A 14,422-nucleotide genomic window follows, 5' to 3' on the forward strand; every position below is an offset into this window, starting at 1 on the left:
GTTCAATGCTACGCAGCGTCGCGTTGTAGCGTTTATCGGGATTGGCGAAGGTGGTAAACCAGGCTTGCTGGCCGGGGTGGATGTTGGTGATGTCCGCTTCGGAAACCTGCACTTTAATGGTCATGGTGCCCAGTTGCGCTAGCTTGGCGATGGTCGGCGCGCTCTGCGCGGCGTTAACCGTCTGGCCCTGTTTGGTCACGATGGCGATCACCGTGCCATCCATCGGTGCCATGATGCGGGTATAGCTGAGATCGAGCTGCTTCTTGTCCACCTCAATTTGTGCCTGAATGACGCGCGCTTTTTGCGCCGTCAACTCAGCACGTGCGGTGCTCCACGCTTCTGCCGCTTCGTCAAAATCCTGGCGCGACACCAGATTGGCTTTGATCATTTGCTGCAAACGTTTGAACTGCGCATCCTGTCGGACTAAGGTCGCTTCGCGTGTCTCCAAATCGGCTTGCGCCACGCTAAGCGCGGCCTGCGCATTGCGTAAATCACTGCGCTGTGGCTGATCGTCAATTTCAGCGATCAGTTCGCCCTTACTGACGTTATCGCCCGCTTTGATATAGAGCTTTTTCACCTGCCCCGATACCTGTGCACCGACGTTGACGCGTTCGATTGCGTCCATTTTGCCCGTCGCAGCGATGACGTTCTCGATGTTGCCTTGACGCACAACGGCGGTGACCAGTGGGTTCGGTTTTGGTCGTGAACTGCTGTAGGCCCAGACCAGAATAATGATCGCCAAAATAACGATCGCGACCAAAAGCCGCTTTTTAGAGGCATTCAACATAAGCATCCCTTTAATGAAGCGAGAATAGTAATCACTAAATGCAACAAACAGGAGAAAATTCGTCAGGATTTCTGCATTAAGTTGAGTGCGTTGAGAAAAAAATGAAAATTTTTCGAATAGAAATCGTCGTTGAGTTGTTTACCCCTAAACCACTCACTATTTGGGAAATGCTATGTCCGCTCCGGCCCGCCAAAACTCACGTCAACGCTATGACGCTTTCAGCATGACGCTGCACTGGATCACTGCGTTTAGCGTCATTTTTCTGTTTGCCTCGGCGCACATTTGGGAACAACTGGAAAAGGGCACACCGCTGCGCAAGGGTTTACAGGCGTGGCATATCTCTTTTGGCATTTTGCTGGCTTTGTTGATGATTGTGCGCCCACTGTGGCGTTTCTATTGCCAACGTCAGACGCATTTGGCCGTGGCGCCAGCTGAAAGCAGCACGCCGATGCGCATCATCGCGCATGCCGTTCATGGCTTGTTGTACCTGTTGTTATTCACTCAGGTTGTATTGGGTTTTCTGTTTCGTTGGGCGCAACAGGAACCGTTTAATTTCTTTGGCCTGTTCGATATTCCAACCTTTATTCATGTCGATACCGCACTGCGTCACACGCTGGCGGGATTACACAATAACGTTGGCTGGGCGCTGATTAGCCTGGCAGGCGCGCATGCGCTGGCGGCGTTACTCCATCACTACGTTCTGCGTGACAACGTGCTGCGCCGTATGCTGCCGTTGCGCGATTCGATGCCCCTCCGCGAGGATAAATGAATGATGAAGATGATGACTTCAATTCGCTGGTTTGCCGTGCCGGTATTGCTGATGGTGTTACATGCACCGACTGCATTCGCCATGGGTGATGACGACAGTGACAAGAAAATCCCGGATTGTCCGAAAGGGCAAGTGTATGACAGTAAAACCAAATCCTGCGTGCCGGAAAAAACCAGCATGCTGAGTGATGAGGATAAGACCAATTACGCCTACCACCTGGCGAAAAAAGGCGAGTATCAAGCTGCGCTGACGTTACTGGATACGTTGCACAATCAGAACACCAAAGAGGCATGGAATTATCGCGGCTACGCCACACGTAAACTGGGCCGCACCGACGAAGGGATGCGTTACTATCAGAAATCGATCGCACTAGACCCCAAATATGCCAAAGTGCGTGAATATTTAGGTGAAGCCTGGATGATCAAAGGCCGACCGGATCTGGCTAAAGAGCAGCTCACTATCATCAAATCGCTGTGCGGTGTGAAGTGTGAAGAGTATCAGGATTTGCACGCGGCCATTAATGGTCATCCTGAGTCCTGATGACCGCTGTTGACGGAGGATAGAAATATTACCAGCACTGAAGTCCGTCAACATCTGGCGGCGCATCTGACGCGTATGTGGCGTTACGCGATGGTGTTATCGCGTAATAAAGATGTGGCCGAAGAGTTAGTGCAGTCCACCTGTGTGCGGGCGCTGGAACGCAGCGCCCAGTACACACCGGGCACACGCATCGATCGCTGGCTGTTTACCGTGCTGCACTCCGTGTGGATCAACGAACTGCGCGCGCAGCGGGTGCGCATGGGGCAGGGATTCGTCGAGAGTGATGAATTGCTCGCTCCCGACCATCAGCAACACAATGAACAGCGCATGCAATATGCCAAAGTGATGCAACGGGTTGGGCAGTTGCCAGAGGCACAGCGCAACGCGGTATTTTTAGTTTATGTCGAGGGTTTTACCTATCAGGAAGCCGCCGACACGCTGGCCGTACCGATTGGAACCATCATGAGCCGCCTCGCTGCGGCACGCGCTACTTTAGCCAGCGCAGTGACAGCGCGGCCTGCGGTACAGGAGAAACGCTTGTGAATGCACCACGATTTACCTCGCCCTATGCCGACGAAGCTATCGTTGCCTGGCTGGATGGTGAAATGCGCGCGGAGGATGCGCAGGCGTTTGAAACCGAATTAAAGCGCAGTGAAACGTTGTCAGCACGGACGGCTGAGCTGATGAAAAGCAATCAACCTTTTGCGGATGCGTTCGCGCCAATGCTGGATGAGGCGCCGCTGGAGCGTATGGAGTCACGACTGGCGTACCTGCTGGACAACACGCCGTCCGCACCGAAAAAAGAGACTGTTCAGGTTAGCCGTCGTGCGTTGATCGCGGCATCAGTCAGTTTTCTGCTGGTGGGCAGTGCCGTCGGTTTTTGGGCCAGACCCGTCGCGAAAGCTGAACAGGATGAGAGCGCGCGAATACGTGAACTGGAAGCACAATATATGTCGCTCTATAGCCCGGAAACGTTGGCGGATGTCGACAGTTCGCCACAGGTGTTAGCGCGTTCATTACAACGCACGGCGCGCGACCTCGATCTGCGTCTGACGACTGAGCAATTGACGCTTCCTGAAGCGAGCCTGAAAAGTGTGCGTATGTTGCGCTACGACGATTCACTGATCACTCAAATCGCCTGGAATCACAGCAATTACGGTCCGATGGCCCTGTGTATTTCGCGGGAAGATGCGAGTAAACAGAGTGCATTGGCGCAGGAAAAACGGCACGGCATGAATCTGGTGTGGTGGCATCGCAGCGGATATCAGTACGTGTTGATTGGGCGCAATCCTGCTGATCAGTTAAAACGAGCGGCGCAGGTGTTGAGCGCCGCTCTGGTGTAGATGTACAAGGCAACCTTTGAACCGCTCCCGATTATGCCCCTACGACACTGCATCAAAATATCGTAGGGGCTTTTTTTATCGGCAGAACGCTTACGAGATCCCCAGAAGCTGTTTCAACTGCGCAATCTCAACGCGCCATTGTGTCTGCAACGTCGGTTTTTGATGTTTAGGCTTTCGCATCATATCTTCATCAAGCTTGCTCTCTAAATCGCACAAGGCCAATAGTAGTTCCTCCTCGTCGTTATGCGATTCGGCCGCCACGGGCTGAACGCTAGCAACACTTTTTTCTGACGGTTGTTCGGCCCCCATAAGTTCAATCACTTGTGCAAAGTCATGCCACTCGCTCAGTTGCTGATCCTGAATCAGCCAGAAACGGTTACAGCTGTTGGCGATCAGATTGCGATCGTGCGACACCAGCAACACCGCGCCCTCGAACTGATTGAGGGCGGCTGCCAACTCCTCTTTACCCAGCATATCCAAATGGTTGGTGGGCTCATCCAGCAGCAATAAGGAATAGCGCGCGAGTGTCAGCCCGACAAACAGCAGGCGTGAGCGTTCACCGCCACTCAGCGAGCCCACTAATTGCTGATGACGGAGATAAGGGAACCCCGCACCTATCAGAGCCATCTTTCGCTGGTCGTCACTTAGAGGGGCAAAATGCGCCAGTGCCTCGTTGAGGCTCTCCTCATCATGTAATTGCGTGAGGCTTTGGTCGTAATAACCTAGCTTTGCACGCGGATGAAACAGTGTGGTGGTCTCACGCTGGTATTCCAGCCAGAGTTGGCGCAGCAGCGAAGATTTCCCGCTGCCGTTGCGGCCCACAATGGCGATGCGGTCGCCGCTTTTAACCTGCAGGCTGGGTAACGAAAACAACGCAGGCGCGTTCTCCGCTGGGCGAATGTGCATTTCAGTCAGCGCCAGCACCCGATCGGCATCCAACGCTTCTCCCAGCAGTTGAAGGCGCCATAAGCTGCCTTCGGTCAACGTGGTTTGTGCCTCTTTCAACCAACTGGCGCGCTTCTCCATTTGCTGCGCTTTACGCGACAGACCTTCGTTGTCGTAGGTACGTCCCCAAATTGCCAGCCGTTTGGCACTTTTTTCGACGCGCTCAATCTCATTCTGTTCTGCCTGATAACGTTGTGCATCGGTTTCATCCTGCTGGGCCACCGCTTGTCGGGCAGCGGAGCAGGGCAGGCGGAAGAATTGCAGGGTTTGATCGCGCAGGATCCAGCTGCAATTGGTGACCTGATCCAGCAAGGTGCTGTCATGTGAGACCAGCACAAAGCTGCCTTTCCAATTTATCAGGAACTGTTCCAGCCAAAGCAGCGTTGGAAGATCCAGATGGTTGCTGGGTTCATCCAGTAACAGCAGATCAGGCTGGAGAATAAGTGCACGCGCCAGCAGTAACCGCATATGTTGACCGCCACTCAACGTGGCTGCCGTTTGGGTATGCTGTTCAGCATCGAACCCCAGCGAAGAGAGTAGCGCTTCCGCTCGCCAGGCTTCACTGACCTGTTGCTGTTCTGGCAGACGCGCAATCACGCTTGTCAGCAGTGTGGCTTGCTGGAGCTGAGGCGGAAGATGTTGCTCAATTCGCGCCAGCAAACAGTGGTTGGCTAACGTAACGCTGCCCTGACTGCTTGCAAGTTCACCGCTGAGGATTTTTAGCAGGGTACTTTTTCCCGTGCCGTTATCACCGAGCAGCCCAATGCGATCGCCTTTTTTGAGGCTGAAATTGATGTCGTGAAATAGGGTACCGAAGGCGTTATCAAAGCCGACAGCGTGTGCGGATAGTAATGTGCTCATGTGCTTACTCATAAGTTGCAGGCGTGCAAACGCCTGACGTCAAAAACTGCTGACGACAACCCGGTAAGCCGGAGGAAGGGATGAGAATTTCAGTAGACTTCGCTCAGGCGGATTATCGCAGCACGAATGCAGAGATAGCTGAGCGCGGCCAATTACTATAAAAGTGTGAGTAAATAAACAATTCACACGATGGCATAGTAATCCTCCTTATTTATCAGTAGTGAGTAGGGTGGGTTGATGATAGTCACCTGGGCTGGCATTATCCACAGAATATTCGCGATGTTGTGAAGCCACAGCCTTTATACGGACTTGATGTCACACATTCTCATTAATTCCACACACTGAAGGATTCACGGATGAACAATAAAACTTTACCTCTCGTACTCATTCCAGGATTTATGCTGGATGAAACACTTTGGGATGATTTTGTTTGCGCCTATCCAGATGACAGAACCTGTATCAGAGCCAGCTTGAGTCGCGGCGAGAGCATCACCGAATATGCCAGCAATATCGTGGCAACCTTGCCGCCGCGCTTTATTTTGGTCGGTTTCTCACTGGGAGGCTATGTGGCCCGAGCCATCGCTGAAGCCTTTCCCGAGCGCACTGCAGGTATGGTTTTGGTTGCCAGTTCACTCCGTGAAGATCCGCCTGAACAACGTGAATTATTGGATAAGGCATCACAAACCGCCTTGATGGGGGATTTTAATGGCTTTAGCCAGGCGGTGCTGAAGCCATCGCTACATCCCTCTCGACGGAATGATGCTCAACTAATTGATAAAATTCGTGTTATGGGGAAACATCTCGGTGCAAATGTTTTTCGAACACAAGCCATGCTTGATCGCAGTGGTGTCACGCAGCAACCGATTCGTTGCCCAATATTGGTCATTGCATCTGAAGGAGATGGCCTGCGCGGTCTTGAAGAGTCCCGAGAGATTGTCACTTTATTGGGGGGCGATATGGAAATTATCGGTGACAGTGGCCATATGTTGCCCCTTGAGCAACCTGTTCGACTCACTTCTGTCATCGCCGATTGGCTTGAAAAACAGCACTTTGAATAAAAAGTGCAGAGCTTATCTAAAGCTCCATTGAATGGTGATAACAAATACCGAGGGGATAATAATTCCCGATTCAATACCGAAATAGGGTGTGAAATTATATTGAAAGCCATGATAAATATAGGGTGAGAATCCTATTCCGGTGGCCTTTTTAAAGTCGTGATAGGAACCGTGATCGCCACAATCCTTAAAGGCATCGAAAAAAAACTCACCGGTGTAGCCGTAGATACCTTTAAAGGTCCAGCCATCATCCCAGGTTTTCCAGTCTTTTCTCACCCCTAACGCAAGACAGCGATCGTCAAAGCTGTTTTTCATGGTGCCGACCAGGACGCTATAGGTGGAATCTTCGGACAATTTTCTTTCTACCGAAAAGAAGTTATTCTCAAAATTTTCAGTGTATTGCCCATGATTCCCGGTCAGATGATAAACGTAGGAACCCGTGTTGATGGAATATAGGTTAATTTCGCTCGCTGGGCACTGCAGCGAAATGAGTGTTAATATAATCAGTAAGCCCCATAATAATCTGAGATTTGTTCTGGGGGATTCTTCTGTTATTTCATTCATTTTTTCTTCACCACTGGCAATGCGATAATGAAAAAAAGCGAACAGCAGCCTGATGGGTTGACTCAACATGTTGATTGATAAGTCAGAATGATCAGAGCTTTGAAATTTCAGATAAAGATATTTTATAATGATAAAAACATAGACGATGACGTATTTTAGCAGGTTTTTTGAAAGGGCAATATTGCGAAGAGAAGCGCATTATAAACATGCCTGGTTATATGATTAATAAATAAGGGATTCGTTTAAATAAATCATTCATGTACAGTTTTCACGGAATGATGTGTTCCTCATCCAATAAGGGGTAACCCGTGAAAGGTTGCAAGCCTGCAAGTTATTGGTCATAAGCCGATTGAAGATTCTCCACCCCAACGCTGCAGCATAACCAGAATCTCACGCCCGGTTATGCTGAACTACACAGGGATGGAAAGTAGAATGACTTCATCCCTGAGTGCAGCTTTAACCTTGATCCACCCAGATGAGCTTATCCACATCAAACCCCAGCCTTTGCGCGATAGCCAGGTACTGTTTTTTCACTTGATTCGGAAGCTTCGGCTCTCGCGACAAGATCCATAAATAACCCCGATTGGGACCGCTCACTAGCGCGTATTGATAATCATCATCCAATGCGATCACGTTATAGCCGCCATAGAACGGGCCAAAAAAGGAGACTTTAAGCGCTGCGGTATCCGATTTGCCGGTGAAATAGGCCTTGCCCTCACTCTCACTCCACTCTTTTTTCACCGGATCATATCCACGATTCAGCACGTTTATGCCGCCATCGTTGCGTTGAGTATAAGTGGCTGTGACATGATCTTTGCCGCGCTCAAAGCGGTGATCCAGGCGGGCGATTTCGTACCATTTGCCCAAATAGCGGTTGGCATCAAAAGGACTGATAGGCGTGACACCTTTTGGTGGCGTCGGGGATTTACAGGCAACCAGCGTTAACGATAACGCGGCAAGTGCGGCGATGGGCCATATTTTCATTACTGCTCCTTTATCGATCCTGATCCGTATTAAAGGGTATGTCAGCATGATTATAGGCAAGAAATATCGAGGCGGCCCTTAGGCCACCTGATGCAGGGGATTATTTCTTCTCTTTATCTTCGTCAGCCGGAATCAGTGGCTCATCAATCGCAATAGAGGTGCCTGACTTCAGCAACTGAATATCAAGTATCACGTAGGTCATGGTGGTGATAAACAAAGAAATCACGCTGCCAATCACGCCGCTGGTTGTAAAGGTGAAGTAGTTGTACATCACCACCCAGGTCACACAAATAAACAGGGCAAGCGCAACGTTAATGGCTGACTGTGAATAGTTGGTGGTGCGAGCGCCCATCTCATTGATTTGCTTATAGAGGTTGGTGCCAACGTATTTCTCCAGCACAAAAATGCCTTGATCCCAACTGCGCAGGCGTCGCGCGCTGCTGCGGGTGAAGAACAGGAATAACAACGAGACAAACAGACCGGAAAAGGCGATCAGCACGGGGACAGCTTCTAATGCATACACCAAACTTTTGTGGCTGGGTGCTTGTGCGGTGAGATCCAGCGTCAGCGAGGCGCCCAGGACGGCATAGAGGAAAATAAACAACGCTAAAAACACCGCATTGCGTTTCCAGTCGAGTTCCGCTTCGTGATTTTTCTGCTGCCGAGCGATGTCGAGGGCGTGTTGTAAACGCGTGTCGCTGGATTGGGTATCCACTTGCCCTATCTCTTCTCCGAGCAAACGGTGAATAAACGGCTGATCGGCCGAATCAATGGTGATGCGCATAACTATCCTGATGGCGTAACTATCGAGGTGCACAGTGTAACGCAATTTCGGCCGCAGGCAGGAATCTGCGAGACAACACGCAGATTCAGTGCTGCAGTTGCTCATGATTTGAACATCATTTGTACACTTTACTCTGCGGTCACTGTCGGCCGTGTACAGCACGACGGAGGAATAGCCTATGTCGTACGTAGATGGTTTTGTCGTTGCGGTGCCTGAAGTTAATAAAGAGGATTACCGTGCCATGGCGGCCAAAGCAGCGCCGCTGTTTAAGGAGTTTGGTGCCACCCGCATCGTGGAGTGCTGGGCAGATGATGTACCTGAAGGCAAGCTCACGGATTTTTATCGGTCGGTGAAAGCGGAAGAGGGAGAAACAGTGGTGTTCAGCTGGATTGAATATCCCTCACGTGAAGTGCGTGATGCGGCCAATCAGAAAATGATGTCCGATCCGCGGATGAAAGAGATGGGCGAAAACATGCCGTTTGATGGCAAAAGAATGATTTACGGCGGTTTCTCGATTCTACTCGAAGAGTAATGTGCAGGGCGCGTCGGCGCCCTGCACATTTCTGTCGCGGTCAGGCATGCGAGAGGTTACGGCCACTGCTGACACTGTATGACGGTTCGATAACCATCGTGATCTTGATACGTTTTTCCGTTTTGATCCCAATATGGTTTGAACGCATCAATCTGTACAAATCCCGCCAATACCATTTGCTGGCATGTTTGCTGCCACCTATCACGCTCGGGTAAATACAGCACCAACAGGTCTTCTGATGAGGGTGAAGGGATGACCGGATGCTAAGTGCATTGTGTATTGGCGTTGCTAAATCGTCATGAATTAACGCTATTTTTTCTTAATTCTAAACGGGATGGAGAGCATGATGAGCTATGTCAGTGAGATGAGAACCTTAGTTGGACATCGTATGTTGCTGCTTGCTGGAGCGAACGTCATCATCCTTGATGATAAGCAACGTATTTTATTACAACAGCGATTAGACGGAAGCTGGGGACTACCCGGTGGGTTGATGGAACCGGGTGAAAGCCTTGAACAAACCGCTGTGCGTGAAGTGAAAGAAGAGACGAATATTGATATCGATGAACTTCATTTTTTGAAAGTCTTTTCTGGCAAAGAATTTACTTTTACGCTTAATAATAACGATGAAATCAATGTTGTCACCGCCCTTTACTGGTCAAACAAATGGCATGGTAGCTTAATAAATGATAAAAGTGAGGGGTTGTCATTGGAATTCTTCACCACTGATAATATGCCAGATAATATGAGCGAAGAGTATCAGCTCTACCTTCGTTACTTTGTCTCAAAATAAATCGTCATCAGATTGGATTACGTGGCCATACTCAGTACAACAAACGCCACTTCAACAAGGAGTTAACATGCTGGATATCATCCATTTTCCCCTGTTCCTCGTTTCGGTATTTCTGCTGTGTATCACGCCGGGTCCGGACCTTGCCTATGTAGTCGGGCAAAGCGTGGCCAATGGGCGACGCAGCGGCGTGATATCTGCGAGCGGTGTGGCGCTCGGCAGCTGTACGCATGCGTTGGCTAGCGCAATAGGCTTAACGGCGTTAATTACCGCCTCGCCGATGTTATTTACTGTGATTAAATACATCGGAGCTGCTTATCTTATTTATTTGGGTAGCAAGATGGTGTGGGAAACATTTATCGCCAAACCGCAGGGATGTCGCTCACAGACTCAGGTGCCACGCTCCAATACACGTAATCTTTTAGTACGCGGTTTTATTACCTCTATCACTAATCCCAAAGTGTTATTGTTTTTCATTTCGTTCTTCCCACAATTCGTCGTGGTAGAGGGTAACTATCATGCGAGTTCCTTCCTGCTGTTGGGACTAACATACGCGGTGATTGGGTTGATGACTGATGTGACGTTTGCCCTGCTGGCGGGCGGTGCTGCGAGTGCGGTATCGCGCAATGTTACGCTGCAAAAACTGTTAGATCGTATCGTCGGTGTGACCTTCATTGGCCTCGGGATTCGCCTGGCCATGACCCGTCGCTAAAAATCAGAATGGGCAGCAAGTCTGATGATTGGCGATAGCGGCTTATTCGGGTAACGTGAGGTGTCTTACGTTACCTACAAAATAATGACCGCACGCTAAGTTGCAGGAGAGCCCGTTCATGGCAGTTAATCCCAATATCATCGGCATCGTCAGCGATGAATTCACCAACCCAAATACCGTCACGATGCTGAATGAAATGACGCGTCAGTTAAACGCGCGTGGTTTAGTGACGCTGTTGCTGAATGTCGATTCAGCAGAAAACTATCAACGTATGTTGCAGAATGCCGCATCTTTGCCGCTGGCGGGGTTGGTATTTCTGACATCCCTGTTTGAGGATGAATTGCATACCGCAGCAAAACTACTGCCTGACGTGGCGACGGTGCATTTAAGCCAGAGCCGTGAAGCAGGTGCTGAGGTCGTGATTGCTGATGGTTTCGATGCGGGTGCCGAGATGGGGTTATTGTTACTTTCTCAAGGACATCAACGCTTTGGCTTTATGCACAGTCAGCAGCAGGCCGATCCCGCGCGTCAAATGGCAGGCCTGGTGTCCAGCCTTGAGGCAGAACATAAAACGCTGAACATTCAGCTGGTGGCCGGGGCTAACGATCGAGAACTGGCTTATCAGACCATGATGGCCTACCTGAAGAAAACCCGTGCAGCGGAGCGCATTAATGCACTGTTCTGCGAAAGCGATGTGCTGGCCTTTGGTGCATTGCAGGCAGTGCGCGATTTTGGCCAGGGCGCACACGTTGCAGTCGTAGGTTTTGATGATGTGGATGAAGCACGCGCTTCCACCTGGCATCTCACCAGTTGGGCACAGCGTCGTGATTTGCTGGTCAACGAAGCACTGAATCGCTTACTGGAAAATCGTGCTGATACCGACAACGCCTGGCAGCAAGGTGAGTTGCAAGTTCGCCACTCCCATCACGGAAAATATGTGCCGGGAGAAATGTCGCAGTGTGGTTGTGCGATTCGACACTAATTTTATTGGGTCGCCAGGCCGGCGACCCGCTGCAATCAATTCTCTAAACGCCCGACCAGGCTAGCAGAACCCAGCGTGTGACCTTTCAATTTTGCGACTAACTCAGTGTGACTGAGTCCTGCGGGTAAAGTGCCGTTCGCAAGGTCGGTCGCCACCAGCACAAAGTTGTAGTGGTGATAGCCCGCGCCTGCGGGTGGACAAGGGCCATAATAGTTTTGCGTGCCGGGCGTATTGGTGCCATAGCTAAAATTTCCCCCTTTGCTTAACTCACCCTGTTGGAATTTATTACGCGTAGCATCAATGTTGTACGCCAGCATATGCGTCACCCCCAAGCCTTTGGCGCCAGCCGGATCGGTCAGCAGTAGCACATAACTCAGGGTGCCCACGGGCGGATTGGCCCAGCTCAGCGCGGGCGACAGGTTTTTGCCGCTGCAGGAGAGATTGTTCTTATCGTTGCCACCCAATGCTTTCTTCATCACGCCGTTATCGGCGAAGTCTGCTGACTTAAGCGAAAACGCCGCCGCATGGGCAAACAGTGGCAGGCTGCTAAAGCAGAGTAGGGTCAGTAACTTCTTCATTATTGCTCCTCAACAAGGACGGGTTGTGCGTGCGACAGTTGATCCCACGCGTGAAAATTAGCGCTGGGCTAGCGGCGTTGACTGACGCGAACTGCGCGCCGAATAGAGCACGACGATGGCGGAAAACAGGGCAAATGCGGCAGCACAGAACAACATGCTGGCAAATCCATCGGCGTAGCTGGTAATGATGTGTGGTTGTAACGAGACCTGATGAACGGCGTCATACATCGCCAGTGCATGGTGGAAATCGCCGGCGATAACCTGCTCGCTAAAACCGGGTTGAAGGGGCAACTGCGCGTGTAGCATCGCTGATTGTAAATGCCACTGTGTGCTGGCCGCCAGAATCGCGCCCAGCGTGGCAAATCCTAACAAAATGCCGGAAAAACGGGCTGTTGTACTAATACCCGATGCCATTCCTGCCTGCTGCGGCGGTACGGTTGCCATAATCGCCTTTTGGGTTTCGCCATTGAGCAGCCCACCGCCACTGCCGAGTAGGGCCATACCCGCCAGGGTCAGCAGCAAATGGTGGTGGTACACGGCAGTCGCAATCATCATGTTGCCAAAGGAGACGGTGACCAGGCCAAGAGCCAGTAAAGTGGCGGCATGCAGGCGTTTGCCGAGCCAGCGCGCCACAACAGGAAACAGCAGCATTGCCAAAGCGAAAGGCAGCATACCCGCTCCGGCCATTAACGGCGTCATTCCCTCAACATTCTGCAATAACAGCGGCAGTAATGAGGTCATAACTTGCGCGGTGGCAGCGTAAGCAAACATCGCTAATACTGCGCCAATAAAGGGGAACGAGCGGAAAAGTTGCAGATTCAACATCGGCCTGCTTTTGCCACTTTCCACACGGATAAACAGGCCAAACCACAACGCGCCGAGACACAATCTGCCCACCACTTCACGGCTCAACCAGCCATGTTGCGGCGCTAATATTAATGCCCAGGTCAAACAGAACATGCCTGCGATAAACAGCGCGATGCCAGGTAAATCGAGTTTACCCGCGTGTTCATGCCTGGATTCCTCAATGTGGCGGGTGACGGCCAGCATCAGCAGGGCACAAATAGGAATATTGACAAAAAATGTCCAGCGCCAGCCAAGCAACGTACTGATCATGCCGCCGGCTAACGGTGCCAGCACCATGGTCAATCCCATCACACCGCCCCAAATCGCCCATGCCCGGTTACGTGCCTGACTATCGCGAAAGCTGTGCGCGATAATTGCCAGTGCTGGCGCCAGCAGAAATGCGGAGCCAATACCCTGAACCGCACGGGCAATATTGAGTGCCAAAACGCTGGTCGCCATGCCACAGGCGAGTGAGGCCAGTGCAAACAGTAAAATGCCGCCGAGAAAGAGTCGGCGTCGGCCAAATTTGTCTGCCAGCGACCCTGCCGGCAAAAGGAGTGAGGAAAAGCTCAGCACGTAAGCGCCAATGACCCATTCCATGTCTGCAAAAGAAGCATGCAGACCTTTAGCGATGGTTGGCAACATAACGCCGACGATATTGGTGTCGATTACCGTCAATGCGCAACCGGTTGAGGCGACGAGTAAAACACGATTCAGATGGCGATGGTCGAGCGCGATGGTAGCAGTGGACATCTTTTCTCCCGCGAGAAAGGTAGTGAATGCTTTACAGCTTGAATCCATCACGGAAGTCATTCAATAAACAGTACTGGAGTTATTGTTAGGTAAAAACTAACAACATTTATATTGCTGGCGTTTCCGTTTCAGGTAATGATCGACATTTTCATCACACAAGATAAGTAGGAGGTAAAACGTGGAATTACGCCATCTACGCTATTTTCTGGAACTGGCAAAAACGCTGCATTATGGCGTGGCGGCTGAGAATCTTAATATATCCACGCCGACGCTGTCGGTGCAGATTAATCAATTGGAAGAAGAATTAGGTGCGCCATTATTTTATCGTACTCAACGTAAAGTGGAGTTGACGCAAATTGGAGAAATTTTCCAACAGGAGGCGCGCGAGACTCTACAACATGCCGAGCAGGCCAAATCCCGAGTACGTAGTGCCGCTCGCGGCGAACGCGGTTATATCCGCGTGGGCTATGTGGCATCCGCACTATTATCAGGCATTTTAACCCGGTTATTGACGAGCTTTAGCGCCAGCGCACCTGATATCTCAATCAATGCACGTGAATCAGTCATGGATACACTGGCCACTCAGGTCAGTGAACGTAC

17 protein-coding genes are annotated in these 14,422 nt (G+C 50.9%); 10 read left to right on the forward strand and 7 right to left on the reverse strand.

The features are described 5' to 3' along the window. Positions 1 to 787, reverse strand: a 787-nt coding sequence (locus H7A81_RS19120; protein ID WP_182058413.1) for an efflux RND transporter periplasmic adaptor subunit, incomplete at its 3' end; no start/stop codon positions are given. A gap of 172 nt (positions 788 to 959) precedes the next feature. Between H7A81_RS19120 and H7A81_RS19125 the strand changes: the two genes are divergently transcribed. The 4 genes from H7A81_RS19125 to H7A81_RS19140 all read left to right on the forward strand — a co-directional run bounded on the left by H7A81_RS19125 (position 960) and on the right by H7A81_RS19140 (position 3,439). Then, complete coding sequence (locus tag H7A81_RS19125) at positions 960 to 1,556, forward strand: cytochrome b (protein ID WP_182058414.1); 597 nt, start codon at positions 960 to 962, stop codon at positions 1,554 to 1,556. Between the two features lie 3 nt (positions 1,557 to 1,559). After that, entirely contained in the window at positions 1,560 to 2,096 is a 537-nt protein-coding gene (locus H7A81_RS19130; protein ID WP_370529966.1) for a tetratricopeptide repeat protein, read from the forward strand. Positions 2,097 to 2,171: 75 nt separating this feature from the next. After that, positions 2,172 to 2,639, forward strand: a complete 468-nt coding sequence (locus H7A81_RS19135) for a sigma-70 family RNA polymerase sigma factor (protein ID WP_240154121.1) — start codon at positions 2,172 to 2,174, stop codon at positions 2,637 to 2,639. After that, positions 2,636 to 3,439, forward strand: coding sequence for an anti-sigma factor (locus H7A81_RS19140; RefSeq protein ID WP_182058415.1), 804 nt, complete (start codon positions 2,636 to 2,638; stop codon positions 3,437 to 3,439). Before H7A81_RS19135 ends, H7A81_RS19140 begins: the two co-directional genes overlap by 4 nt. A 90-nt stretch (positions 3,440 to 3,529) precedes the next feature. Here H7A81_RS19140 and H7A81_RS19145 read toward each other — a convergent pair whose 3' ends face one another. Continuing rightward, positions 3,530 to 5,245: an ABC-F family ATP-binding cassette domain-containing protein gene (locus H7A81_RS19145; RefSeq protein ID WP_182058416.1), complete on the reverse strand. Its 1,716-nt coding sequence runs from the start codon at positions 5,243 to 5,245 to the stop codon at positions 3,530 to 3,532. A 356-nt stretch (positions 5,246 to 5,601) separates the two neighbouring features. Here H7A81_RS19145 and H7A81_RS19150 point away from each other — a divergent pair, with 356 nt between their 5' ends. Continuing rightward, a complete protein-coding gene (locus tag H7A81_RS19150; protein WP_182058417.1) occupies positions 5,602 to 6,303 on the forward strand; it encodes an alpha/beta fold hydrolase in 702 nt (233 codons plus the stop codon). A 12-nt stretch (positions 6,304 to 6,315) separates the two neighbouring features. Here H7A81_RS19150 and H7A81_RS19155 read toward each other — a convergent pair whose 3' ends face one another. The 3 genes from H7A81_RS19155 to H7A81_RS19165 form a co-directional block, all read right to left on the reverse strand. After that, positions 6,316 to 6,864: a hypothetical protein gene (locus H7A81_RS19155; RefSeq protein ID WP_058960969.1), complete on the reverse strand. Its 549-nt coding sequence runs from the start codon at positions 6,862 to 6,864 to the stop codon at positions 6,316 to 6,318. 456 nt (positions 6,865 to 7,320) lie between these two features. Continuing rightward, positions 7,321 to 7,848 carry an outer membrane lipoprotein Blc gene (gene blc / locus H7A81_RS19160; RefSeq protein ID WP_166934499.1) on the reverse strand — a complete coding sequence of 176 codons (528 nt, stop codon included), beginning with the start codon at positions 7,846 to 7,848 and terminating at the stop codon, positions 7,321 to 7,323. Positions 7,849 to 7,948: 100 nt separating this feature from the next. Continuing rightward, entirely contained in the window at positions 7,949 to 8,632 is a 684-nt protein-coding gene (locus tag H7A81_RS19165; RefSeq protein ID WP_058960967.1) for a hypothetical protein, read from the reverse strand. 178 nt (positions 8,633 to 8,810) lie between these two features. On the opposite strand from H7A81_RS19165, the gene H7A81_RS19170 reads away from it, so the two are divergent. The 4 genes from H7A81_RS19170 (at position 8,811) to H7A81_RS19185 (ending at position 11,645) form a co-directional block, all read left to right on the forward strand. Then, positions 8,811 to 9,164: a DUF1428 domain-containing protein gene (locus H7A81_RS19170; RefSeq protein WP_034829871.1), complete on the forward strand. Its 354-nt coding sequence runs from the start codon at positions 8,811 to 8,813 to the stop codon at positions 9,162 to 9,164. 346 nt (positions 9,165 to 9,510) lie between these two features. Continuing rightward, entirely contained in the window at positions 9,511 to 9,954 is a 444-nt protein-coding gene (locus H7A81_RS19175) for an NUDIX hydrolase (protein WP_182058418.1), read from the forward strand. A gap of 67 nt (positions 9,955 to 10,021) precedes the next feature. Continuing rightward, positions 10,022 to 10,663 carry a LysE family translocator gene (locus H7A81_RS19180; protein WP_182058419.1) on the forward strand — a complete coding sequence of 214 codons (642 nt, stop codon included), beginning with the start codon at positions 10,022 to 10,024 and terminating at the stop codon, positions 10,661 to 10,663. Positions 10,664 to 10,781: 118 nt separating this feature from the next. Further along, on the forward strand, positions 10,782 to 11,645 hold the full coding sequence (locus tag H7A81_RS19185) for a substrate-binding domain-containing protein (protein ID WP_182058420.1): 864 nt from the start codon (positions 10,782 to 10,784) through the stop codon (positions 11,643 to 11,645). 35 nt (positions 11,646 to 11,680) lie between these two features. Here H7A81_RS19185 and H7A81_RS19190 read toward each other — a convergent pair whose 3' ends face one another. Further along, positions 11,681 to 12,223: a YbhB/YbcL family Raf kinase inhibitor-like protein gene (locus H7A81_RS19190; RefSeq protein WP_182058421.1), complete on the reverse strand. Its 543-nt coding sequence runs from the start codon at positions 12,221 to 12,223 to the stop codon at positions 11,681 to 11,683. Positions 12,224 to 12,280: 57 nt separating this feature from the next. Next, the gene (locus tag H7A81_RS19195; protein WP_182058422.1) at positions 12,281 to 13,822 is read right to left on the reverse strand and encodes an MFS transporter; all 1,542 of its coding nucleotides are present in this window, start codon (positions 13,820 to 13,822) and stop codon (positions 12,281 to 12,283) included. Positions 13,823 to 14,000: 178 nt separating this feature from the next. On the opposite strand from H7A81_RS19195, the gene H7A81_RS19200 reads away from it, so the two are divergent. Continuing rightward, positions 14,001 to 14,422: LysR family transcriptional regulator (locus H7A81_RS19200; protein ID WP_182058423.1), on the forward strand; the 422-nt coding region annotated here is incomplete at its 3' end.

Origin of the sequence: Pantoea sp. ME81 (genome assembly GCF_903970985.1) — a bacterium.
Classification (GTDB): Bacteria; Pseudomonadota; Gammaproteobacteria; order Enterobacterales; family Enterobacteriaceae; genus Pantoea; species Pantoea communis.

Bases quoted from the DNA above. Each gene is read 5' to 3' on its own strand.
- H7A81_RS19125 (WP_182058414.1), top strand. From the start codon at position 960: ATGTCCGCTCCGGCCCGCCAAAACTCACGTCAACGCTATGACGCTTTC.
- H7A81_RS19130 (WP_370529966.1), top strand. From the start codon at position 1,560: ATGAAGATGATGACTTCAATTCGCTGGTTTGCCGTGCCGGTATTGCTG.
- H7A81_RS19135 (WP_240154121.1), top strand. From the start codon at position 2,172: ATGTGGCGTTACGCGATGGTGTTATCGCGTAATAAAGATGTGGCCGAA.
- H7A81_RS19145 (WP_182058416.1), bottom strand. From the start codon at position 5,245: ATGAGCACATTACTATCCGCACACGCTGTCGGCTTTGATAACGCCTTC.
- H7A81_RS19150 (WP_182058417.1), top strand. From the start codon at position 5,602: ATGAACAATAAAACTTTACCTCTCGTACTCATTCCAGGATTTATGCTG.
- H7A81_RS19155 (WP_058960969.1), bottom strand. From the start codon at position 6,864: ATGAATGAAATAACAGAAGAATCCCCCAGAACAAATCTCAGATTATTA.
- blc (WP_166934499.1), bottom strand. From the start codon at position 7,848: ATGAAAATATGGCCCATCGCCGCACTTGCCGCGTTATCGTTAACGCTG.
- H7A81_RS19165 (WP_058960967.1), bottom strand. From the start codon at position 8,632: ATGCGCATCACCATTGATTCGGCCGATCAGCCGTTTATTCACCGTTTG.
- H7A81_RS19170 (WP_034829871.1), top strand. From the start codon at position 8,811: ATGTCGTACGTAGATGGTTTTGTCGTTGCGGTGCCTGAAGTTAATAAA.
- H7A81_RS19175 (WP_182058418.1), top strand. From the start codon at position 9,511: ATGAGCTATGTCAGTGAGATGAGAACCTTAGTTGGACATCGTATGTTG.
- H7A81_RS19180 (WP_182058419.1), top strand. From the start codon at position 10,022: ATGCTGGATATCATCCATTTTCCCCTGTTCCTCGTTTCGGTATTTCTG.
- H7A81_RS19185 (WP_182058420.1), top strand. From the start codon at position 10,782: ATGGCAGTTAATCCCAATATCATCGGCATCGTCAGCGATGAATTCACC.
- H7A81_RS19190 (WP_182058421.1), bottom strand. From the start codon at position 12,223: ATGAAGAAGTTACTGACCCTACTCTGCTTTAGCAGCCTGCCACTGTTT.
- H7A81_RS19195 (WP_182058422.1), bottom strand. From the start codon at position 13,822: ATGTCCACTGCTACCATCGCGCTCGACCATCGCCATCTGAATCGTGTT.